The organism is Methylobacterium sp. J-076 (genome assembly GCF_022829405.1).
Classification (GTDB): domain Bacteria; phylum Pseudomonadota; class Alphaproteobacteria; order Rhizobiales; family Beijerinckiaceae; genus Methylobacterium.
This window is the reverse complement of sequence record NZ_JAKSXW010000011.1, coordinates 1-1,944: the sequence shown is the minus strand read 5'-3', so window position 1 is coordinate 1,944 and position 1,944 is coordinate 1. Positions and strand designations below refer to the sequence as shown.

The 1,944-nt window shown below is 65.6% G+C and carries 5 protein-coding genes; all 5 read right to left on the bottom strand.

Features of this window, described 5'->3' with window-relative positions; all coding sequences use genetic code 11:
- On the bottom strand, positions 1-313 hold a 313-nt coding region (locus MKK53_RS00270; RefSeq protein ID WP_243925791.1), incomplete at its 3' end, for a hypothetical protein.
- Positions 306-845, bottom strand: a complete 540-nt coding sequence (locus MKK53_RS00265; RefSeq protein WP_243925789.1) for a hypothetical protein — start codon at positions 843-845, stop codon at positions 306-308. The genes MKK53_RS00265 and MKK53_RS00270, both read right to left, overlap by 8 nt.
- A 172-nt stretch (positions 846-1,017) precedes the next feature.
- Positions 1,018-1,215, bottom strand: coding sequence for a hypothetical protein (locus tag MKK53_RS00260; RefSeq protein WP_243925787.1), 198 nt, complete (start codon positions 1,213-1,215; stop codon positions 1,018-1,020).
- 214 nt (positions 1,216-1,429) lie between these two features.
- On the bottom strand, positions 1,430-1,702 hold the full coding sequence (locus MKK53_RS00255) for a hypothetical protein (RefSeq protein ID WP_243925785.1): 273 nt from the start codon (positions 1,700-1,702) through the stop codon (positions 1,430-1,432).
- Positions 1,699-1,944: hypothetical protein (locus tag MKK53_RS00250; RefSeq protein WP_243925783.1), on the bottom strand; the 246-nt coding region annotated here is incomplete at its 5' end. The genes MKK53_RS00255 and MKK53_RS00250, both read right to left, overlap by 4 nt.

Here is a 1,944-nt window from a genome sequence, read left to right as displayed (position 1 = left end):
CGCTCTGCTTCGAGAGGATCGACAGGTTCTGGGTGTTCTGACTGAACCCGCGCAGCGCAGTTCCGATGGCGCCCATGGACAGGGCCGCCCCGCCGCTGGCCAGGCCAAGGGCGGTGAATGGCGCCGACATGCTGCCGAGGGTAGTGTTCAGTTTGCCAATGCTGCCGTGGAAGCCTTCGAAGTCCTTCCGCATGTCCTTGGCCGCCTGCGAGCCGGCGGCGGCCGTGCGTTGCAGTTTGGCGTTCAGCTTGTCCAACGGACCCGTGAATTGGTCCTGGACTTCTGCGACGAGGCGCAGGCGTTCGTCAGCCATGGGCGGTCACCTCTTCGCCTGAGTGAGCTAGACGCTGCACGTCGTGTTCGATGGATAGCTCTTGCAGAATGAGGACGACCTCATCGTACAGGATGGCGCGGATCGGCTCGGCCGCCCGCTGCATCACCAGCCGGGGCGCCACACGCGAGGCGAGCCCGAGGATCTTGTTCCGCACGACCCCGAGGCTGCCGGTCATGATGGCGATAGCGTCATCGATCAGGACGACCTTGCCGACCGCGATGTCGTTCTTGATCTCAGCCGATATGGCGAGCGCCCGGTCCTTGCGGGCTCGCTCCTGCGCTGGATCGAGGTTGCCCGGCGCGATCTCCGGCGCTGTTCGTAGATGAGCGAGGTAGGCGCGCACCACCGGGATCAGCGGATACCGGCCGCGCTCTTCCTTCGGCAGCACGTCTTGAGCCACGAGTTGCTGAACGCGACGCGGCGTCAGGTCGAGGACATGTGCGATAGTCGATACAGGCACCATCAGCGCGGCGTCTGCGGCAGCATCGACAGTGCCAGATTTCGCTTTCAACGGCCGATTTCCTCGGTATCTGCGATGTCAAATTGGATTTGAGATGCGAAGCGAAGAGCGCTGGAAAAACTTGCACCTAGACGCAAGCTTTGCTCGCGCGGACCCGCAACCCTCCGCGGGGCCTAAAAGGGACCCGGAGACCTACACCAACTGCCCATTCCCACGCGGGACCTCACCTCACCCCTGCCGCCATCCATGCCAGCCAGCGGGCCCGTGCCTCTTCGGCCGTCTCGTGCAGAAGGTCGGATCGGATGGGCGCGCGCTCCGTGTTTCCGATGCCATGAGCATCACCATGATCGACGGGCGGGATCTCGATCACCGGCACGGTGGCGGTCGCAGTGGCGGTGGTGTCGGGCTTGGTGCTGGCCATCAGGCTCTCCGCATCATCGGTGTCGGGACCGCAGCGAGGTCATCCCTCAGCCGCGATCCCGGATGGTCCGTCGCTTGGTCGACGGGGTGCAGTCGTGCCGACCTTGGACAATCCCCAAGGGCTCAGAGGACAGGTCGGCTTGGGCTATCGGGCCGGCTGCATGGCCCTCAATCGCGCGGGGTGGAGGCCCAGAGGGCGCCCGCGCAATTCCGTGTCAGGCGACGCGCTTCCAGCGGGTGCCATCCATTGCGTGACGCTCGGCGCCGACCGCGTAGGTCGTGCCGGGTGTGAGAACATCACGGCGGGTCCGCTCGACGGCCGCACGAGTCTGAGTGCTCTTGGCTTCGTCCTGACGGTTCCGGGCCGACCAAGCCGCAATGCGCTCGGCCTGTGTCAGCTTGCCGTCGGCGGCACCGCGCTCAGGCTTGTTGAGGACGCGGCGCCAATGAGCGGCGTGCTCGCCGGGATTGCCTCGTTCGATGCTCATCGGGCTTCTCCATTGACGTACTGACGGACGCCCCAGATCGGCGTCGCATCGGGACCGAGACCCGGCAGGTAAGGGCGACCGCTGAGGGGAGTGTGCGGAATGCTCGGCGTGGCGGGGATGCGGACCTCTTTGGCGATCCGCTTCTCGACCAGCTTGCCGGGAGTGTTCGTGATGCCAGCCCGCGAACCGTCTGGGTTCACGCGCACCACCTCGTACTGAGTCTGGAGGTAGCTGGGCGTGCC

Excerpts from the sequence above, each read along its gene's own strand:
- MKK53_RS00260 (WP_243925787.1), bottom strand. The coding sequence starts at position 1,215 with ATGGCCAGCACCAAGCCCGACACCACCGCCACTGCGACCGCCACCGTG.
- MKK53_RS00255 (WP_243925785.1), bottom strand. The coding sequence starts at position 1,702 with ATGAGCATCGAACGAGGCAATCCCGGCGAGCACGCCGCTCATTGGCGC.